This is a genomic window from Actinomycetospora atypica (assembly GCF_042653685.1).
Classification (GTDB): Bacteria; Actinomycetota; Actinomycetes; order Mycobacteriales; family Pseudonocardiaceae; genus Actinomycetospora; species Actinomycetospora atypica.
On the sequence record NZ_JBHSIV010000040.1, the window covers coordinates 35798 to 41797 of the forward strand.

Below are 6000 nucleotides of genomic sequence, written 5' to 3' on the forward strand. Positions count from 1 at the left end.
GGTCCTCACCACGACGCCTGGACGACCGGTGACCGCACCGGGTGGGGCGCAGCAGCACTCGACCGCGGTCCGGCGGGTGGCCCCTACGGGTCGTCCGGCGCCGGACCTCTCGACCCCCCGGGCCCGGCGACGCCGGGCCGTGCCCCCTTCGGCTCCGGGTCCTACGACCCCGACGACGCCGTGTTCGACATCGCCGACGACCGCCGCGACGACGGGACCTCCATGAGCCATCCGCTGGGCCGCGGCGCGGTCCCCCCGCCCCCGCCGTCGTCGCGAACGACCGCCTTCCCGCCGGCCGGTGTGCCCGCGTCCCGCCAGGACCCGGGCCTCCTCGGCGGCGGCCACCGCTCCGGTGGGTACGAGCCGGGCGGCTACGAGACCGGCGGCTACGAGCCGGGCGGGTACGAGACCGGTGGCTACGAGACCGGCGGTCCCGGCGCGGGCGGCTACTCCCCCGGGGGCTACTCCTCCGGCGGTTTGCCCTCCGGGGGCTACTCCGGCGGCTACGACACCGCGAGCCACGCCACCGGCGGCTACGCCGGGACCGACTACGCCGGCGGCGGCTACCAGGGCACCGGCTTCGCCGGCGGGCACTCCGCCCCCGAGCCCTACGAGCCCGCCCGCACCAGCTCGATGTCCTCCCCCCTGGGCTCGCACCACGTGCCCGACGCCGGCCTCCCCGCCCCGCGGGACGCCGGCTCGTCGAACGACGCCGCGGACATGGTGGCGATCATCCGCACCAGCTTCGAGGCGGTCAGCTCGCGCACCGACGAGCTCACCCAGCTCTTCTACGGGTGGCTCTTCCGCATCGCGCCGGAGACCCGCGAGCTCTTCCCGGTGACGATGGAGCTGCAGCGGACCCGGCTGCTCCGCGCGCTCATCCACGTCGTGCAGATGGTCGACCGGCCCGACGAGCTGACGGTGTTCCTGCGCCAGCTCGGCCGCGACCACCGCAAGTTCGGCGTCATCGGCGAGCACTACGACCGCGTCGGCCAGGCGCTGCTCGGCGCCCTCGGCGAGATCGCGGGCCCGCGGCTCTGGACCCCCGAGGTCGAGCAGGCCTGGGTGGGCGCCTACGGCGTCGTCTCCCAGGCGATGCGCGACGCCGCGGACGCCGAGCGCGGCCCCGCCGTGTGGATGGCCCGCGTGATGGAGCACCGCCGCGTGGCCCCCGACCTCGCGATCGTGCGGGTGCAGACCAGCCAGCCGGTGCCCTACCTGGCCGGGCAGTACGTCTCGGTCGAGACCCCCCAGCGCCCGCGCATGTGGCGCTCGCTGACGCCGGCCAACGCGCCGGGGCCCGACTGCGTGATGGAGTTCCACGTCCACACGGTCCCGGGCGGCTGGGTCAGCCGGGCGATCGTGTCGCACGCCCGCGTCGGCGACGTCTGGCGCATCGGCCCGCCCATGGGCCAGATGACGCTCGACCCGCGCTCGCGCGCCGACTTGCTGATGGTCGCGGGTGGCACGGGCCTCGCCCCGGCCCGCTCGCTCATCGAGCAGCTGATGGTCGACGGGTCCGACCGCAAGGTCGCGCTGTTCGTCGGCGGCCGCACGTGGAGCTCGCTCTACGACATCGACACCCTGCGCCGCATGGCCCAGGACAACCCCTGGCTCACGGTGGTCCCCGTCGTCGAGGAGGACGGTCGCCGCTACGGCGCCGAGACCGGCACCCTCGCCGAGGTCGTCGCGCGCTACGGCGCGTGGGCCGACCGCCAGGTGGTGGTCGCGGGCTCACCGCCCATGGTGCGCTCGACGGTCTCGGCGATGCTCGACGCCGGCACCCCGTTCCTGCAGATCCACTACGACCCCTACCACACCGACTGACGCCCGCGGGCCTCGTCGGGACGGCTCTGGTGCCGAAGCGAACGGCACTCTCGCTGCTTCTATGTGCGCGAGAGTGCCGTTCGCTCCGTCGGGGCGCGGGTCAGGCCTGCGCGGTCTCGCGGGTGTCGAGGTTCAGCGTGACCTCGGGCGAGCGGACGAGCGTCTGGTAGACGACGCAGTACCGCTCGGTGAGCTTGTGCAGCGTCGCGAGGGTGTCGGCGTCCGCGTCGGTGTCGAGGTCGAACGAGAGCCGGATCGCGCGGAAGCCGACCGGGGCGTCCTTCGCGACCCCGAGGGTGCCGCGGAAGTCGAGGTCGCCCTCGGCGTGGATCGTCCCGCCCCGGACGTCGACGCCCATCGACGTCGCGACCGCCCGCAGGGTCACCCCGGAGCAGGCGACGAGGGCCTCGAGCAGCATGTCGCCGGAGCAGAGGAGCTCCCCGGTGCCGCCGGTGGCCGGGTGCAGCCCGGCCTCGACCATCGCCTGCGCGGTCTGCACACGGCAGGCGATGCCCGAGCCGTCGAGGTCGCCGTCGGCCTTCAGGACGACGACGGCCGACTCGGGGTCGTCACGGTACTGCTGCTTGAGGGGGCCCTGGGTCTCGGCGAGCGCTGCCTTGTCCATGCCCCGAGTCTGCCTTCTCGGCCGGTCGGGTGCGAGGGCGGCAGGCGAACACCGCGAGGGCGCCGACGAGGGTGAACGCGACCCCGACGAGCACCGCGTCGTCGAACCCGGCCAGCTGACCGACCGGGCCGGCCGGCAGGCCGGGTCGGGTCGCGACCACCGCGACGACCGTCGTCCCGATCGCCGACCCGACGTAGCGCGCCGTGTTGTTGGCGCCGCTGCCCATAGCACCGCGCCCCGGCGGGACGCTCGCGATGGCCTCGCGGCCGAGCGCGGCGTTGACCACCCCGCTGGCGATGCCGGCCACCAGCAGGCCCGGGACGAACGTCCACGCCGAGTCGCCGGGGGCGGCGCCGAGCAGGAGCGCCTCCCCGCCGGCGATGACGACGAGGCCCACGCCCAGCTGTATCCGGCCGCTGACCGACGCCGGGAGCCGACGGGCCAGCAGGGACGTGACGACGCTCGTCCCCGACCAGGCCAGGAGCATCACGGCCGCGAGCACCGCCGCGACGCCCAGGGCGCGCTGGGTGACGCTCAGCATGAACGACGAGACCGCGATGATCCCGAGGCCCGTGGCCAGGGCGGCGAGCGTGACGGCGAGGAACCGCGGGGAGCGGAACAGCTCCGGGTCGACCATCGGGTGCTCGCGCCGGTGCTCCACGACCAGCCACACGGCCAGCAGGACGAGGCCCCCGACGACGAGGGTCACGGGCATCGTCCGGAAGGGTCCGCTGCGGGCCTCGACGAGCCCGGTCAGCAGCACGCCCACCCCGGCGGCGAGGAGCACCACGCCCGGCACGTCGAGCGGGCGGGGCGTCTCGGCCCTCGACTCGTCGAGCAGCAGCGCCGCCGCCACCGCGAGCGCGGCCGCGAGGACCGCCTCGAGCCAGTACGACGCCGCCCAGCCGGCGAGCCGTTCCGCGCCCGTGGCGAGCAGCGGCCCGACGGCGATCCCGCCGCCCAGCGCCGCGCCCCAGACGCCGCTCGCGGTGCGCGCCTCCGGGGTGCCCGCGGGGAACGTGTGGCCGATCAGCCCGAGGCTCGCCGCGACGAGGGCGGCCGCCCCGATCCCGGCGGCGATCCGGGCGCCCACCAGCACCGCGGTGCTCGGTGCGAGGGCGCACACCACCGAGGACAGGGCGAGCACCACGCACCCGAGCACGAGCGCCCGGCGCCGGCCGAGGTCGTCGGCGACCGCGCCGGAGGGCAGCAGCGCGACGCCGAGCCCGATGCTCATCGAGCTGAGGATCCAGGCCTGGCCCTCGGGGCCGGTGCCCAGCGCCGCGGAGGTCGCGGGCAGCGTCGCGAGCGGCGTGGTGAAGGCGACGAGCGCGAGGAAGGTCGCGGCGGCCGCGACGGTGAGGGTGGCGCCGGGGGACACGGATCGCGTAGGGGACCGCACGGTCCGGGACGCTAGCACGGCCTGGTTCGGTCATTGAACTATCCTGTCGGGCATGCCTCTCGGCCAGGGTTATCCGCAGCAGGACTGCGCGATCGCCCGGGCGCTGGAGGTGGTCGGCGACCGCTGGACGATGCTCGTGCTGCGCGACTGCTTCTTCGGCGTGCACCGCTTCGCCGACCTCGTCGCCCGGCTCGACGTCCCGCGGGCCGTGCTCGCCGACCGCCTCGCCCGGCTGGTCGCCGCCGGCCTGCTCCGCCAGGACGACGGGTCCTACCGCGTGTGCGAGGCGGCGTACCCGCTGTGGCCGGCGCTCCGGGCGCTCGCGGCCTTCGGGGAGGCGGCGCAGCGCGACGCGGGCGGCACGGTCCGCCGCTTCGCCCACGCCGCCTGCGGCACCGACACCGCGACCGACGGGTCCTGCCCCACGTGCGGCACGGTGCCGGCGCCGTTCGACCTCGTCGTCCGGCCCCTCGAGGGTCCCGACGAGGCCCGGCGCGACGACCCGGTCAGCGTCGCCCTGCGCGCCCCCCACCGGCTGCTGACGCCGTTGCCCTGAGGTGCCGGAGGCACGTGAGCACTAATCCGTGTCCAGGGGCGGTGTCTGTGCTCAGGACTTCCCGGACAGTTGATGTCTCAGCACATCGCGGACACTGAGTACGCCCCTGCGGGTGGGCTGGTCACGGTGGTGAGCAGCCTGTCCGGGTGTGGGCGGGACAGGGTTCGAGATGGATCCAGCGCTGGTGGCCGCGGTCGCGCGGGCCGCGGCCGGGGAGAAGGTCAACGTCGCCCGGGTGTGCCGGGAGGCCGGGGTGTCCCGGTCGGTGTTCTACGTCAAGCTCGCCCGGTTCAAGACCGAGGGCAGCGCGGGGTTGGCGCCGCGTTCCCGCGCCCCGCACCGTGTCCAGGGGCGGATTAGTGCTCACAGGGGCTACGCCCACCCCGTGCCCGCGACCTGGCGGACCGGCGCGTTGAGCCGGTTGAACAGGTTCGAGGTGGCGATCCAGAGGAGCAGGGCGGCGAGCCCGCGCTCGTCGAAGTGGCTCCTCGCCTCGTCCCACGCCGCGTCGGGGACCGCGTCGCCGCGGTCAGCGAGCCGGGTGACCAGCTCGGCCAGCTCGAGGGCCGCGCGCTCGGCGTCGGTGAAGAACGGGGCCTCCCGCCAGGCGCCGACCGTGGCGAGCCGGTCCTCGGTCTCCCCGGCCGCCCGGGCCGACCGCGTGCCGCCCAGGACGCACGACGAGCAGCCGTTGATCAGCGACACCCGCAGGTGGACGAGGTCGAGCAGGCTCGGCGGGAGCCCGCCCGCGTGGGCCGCCGCGGCCAGCGCGCCGACCGCCTCGCCCGCGCCCGGGACCAGCCCGGCGGGGTTGGGCATGCGCGCCTCGGGAGTTCGCGGCGTGACGGTGGTGGTCATGAGGACTCCTCGGGGTCGGACCGCCGGCCCGGTCACGTTCCGCCGGGCCGGTCGGTCAGGGTGGTGACACCGACGCGCGGAGGAACGTGACCGATGGACCCGACCGGATCGCTCGCCGCCCGTTTCACCGGGCACCGCCCCCACCTGCTCGCCGTCGCCCGGCGCCTCGTCGGGCCGGACGGGGCGGAGGACGTCGTGCAGGAGGCGTGGCTGCGCCTGGCCCGCCAGGACGACCCGGACGCCATCGTCGACCTGCCCGCGTGGCTGACCACGGTCGTCGCCCGGCTCGCGCTCAACCTGCTCCGCACCCGCCGCACGCACCCCGAGGACCCGGCCTCCGACGAGCTGCACGACGACGCGGACGTCGAGGAGCTCGCCGTCTCCGCCGACGCGGTGGGACCGGCGCTGCTGCTGGTGCTCGACGCCCTCGCCCCGGCCGAGCGCCTGGCCTTCGTCCTGCACGACGTGTTCGGGCTGCCCTTCGACGAGATCGCCCCGATCGTCGAGCGCTCCGTCCCCGCCACCCGCCAGCTCGCGAGCCGGGCGCGGCGACGGGTCCGCGGGGGCGCGGCCGCGGACGGGGCCGACGACCTCGCCCGGCGGCGCGAGGTGGTGGCGGCGTTCCTCGCCGCCTCCCGCGACGGCGACTTCGGCGCGCTGCTCGCCGTGCTCGACCCCGACGTCGTCCTGCGGGCCGACCCGGCCGCGGTGTCGCTCGCGACGGCCAACGCC

6 protein-coding genes and 1 pseudogene are annotated in these 6000 nt (G+C 75.8%); 4 read left to right on the top strand and 3 right to left on the bottom strand.

The genetic code is table 11. The features are described 5' to 3' along the window. Nucleotides 1-180 precede the first annotated feature (180 nt). On the top strand, nt 181-1827 hold the full coding sequence (locus tag ACFPBZ_RS25470) for a globin domain-containing protein (protein WP_378038921.1): 1647 nt from the start codon (nt 181-183) through the stop codon (nt 1825-1827). A gap of 100 nt (nt 1828-1927) precedes the next feature. On the opposite strand, the gene ACFPBZ_RS25475 is transcribed toward ACFPBZ_RS25470, so the two are convergent. Further along, nucleotides 1928-2452 carry an OsmC family protein gene (locus ACFPBZ_RS25475; RefSeq protein WP_378038922.1) on the bottom strand — a complete coding sequence of 175 codons (525 nt, stop codon included), beginning with the start codon at nt 2450-2452 and terminating at the stop codon, nt 1928-1930. Then, complete coding sequence (locus ACFPBZ_RS25480) at nt 2397-3833, bottom strand: MFS transporter (RefSeq protein ID WP_378038923.1); 1437 nt, start codon at nt 3831-3833, stop codon at nt 2397-2399. Before ACFPBZ_RS25480 ends, ACFPBZ_RS25475 begins: the two co-directional genes overlap by 56 nt. A gap of 73 nt (nt 3834-3906) precedes the next feature. On the opposite strand from ACFPBZ_RS25480, the gene ACFPBZ_RS25485 reads away from it, so the two are divergent. Both ACFPBZ_RS25485 and ACFPBZ_RS25490 read left to right on the top strand, forming a co-directional pair. Beyond that, nucleotides 3907-4410: a winged helix-turn-helix transcriptional regulator gene (locus ACFPBZ_RS25485; RefSeq protein ID WP_378038924.1), complete on the top strand. Its 504-nt coding sequence runs from the start codon at nt 3907-3909 to the stop codon at nt 4408-4410. Between the two features lie 169 nt (nt 4411-4579). Next, nucleotides 4580-4762 (top strand): annotated as a pseudogene (locus tag ACFPBZ_RS25490) (helix-turn-helix domain-containing protein); the annotation flags it as partial. Nucleotides 4763-4782: 20 nt separating this feature from the next. Here the strand turns inward: ACFPBZ_RS25490 and ACFPBZ_RS25495 are convergent. After that, the gene (locus tag ACFPBZ_RS25495) at nt 4783-5268 is read right to left on the bottom strand and encodes a carboxymuconolactone decarboxylase family protein (protein WP_378038925.1); all 486 of its coding nucleotides are present in this window, start codon (nt 5266-5268) and stop codon (nt 4783-4785) included. A 93-nt stretch (nt 5269-5361) separates the two neighbouring features. Here ACFPBZ_RS25495 and ACFPBZ_RS25500 point away from each other — a divergent pair. Further along, nucleotides 5362-6000 (top strand): sigma-70 family RNA polymerase sigma factor (locus ACFPBZ_RS25500; RefSeq protein WP_378038926.1); only part of this gene is annotated, 639 nt, incomplete at its 3' end.

Bases quoted from the DNA above. Each gene is read 5' to 3' on its own strand.
- ACFPBZ_RS25475 (WP_378038922.1), bottom strand. From the start codon at position 2,452: ATGGACAAGGCAGCGCTCGCCGAGACCCAGGGCCCCCTCAAGCAGCAG.
- ACFPBZ_RS25485 (WP_378038924.1), top strand. From the start codon at position 3,907: ATGCCTCTCGGCCAGGGTTATCCGCAGCAGGACTGCGCGATCGCCCGG.
- ACFPBZ_RS25495 (WP_378038925.1), bottom strand. From the start codon at position 5,268: ATGACCACCACCGTCACGCCGCGAACTCCCGAGGCGCGCATGCCCAAC.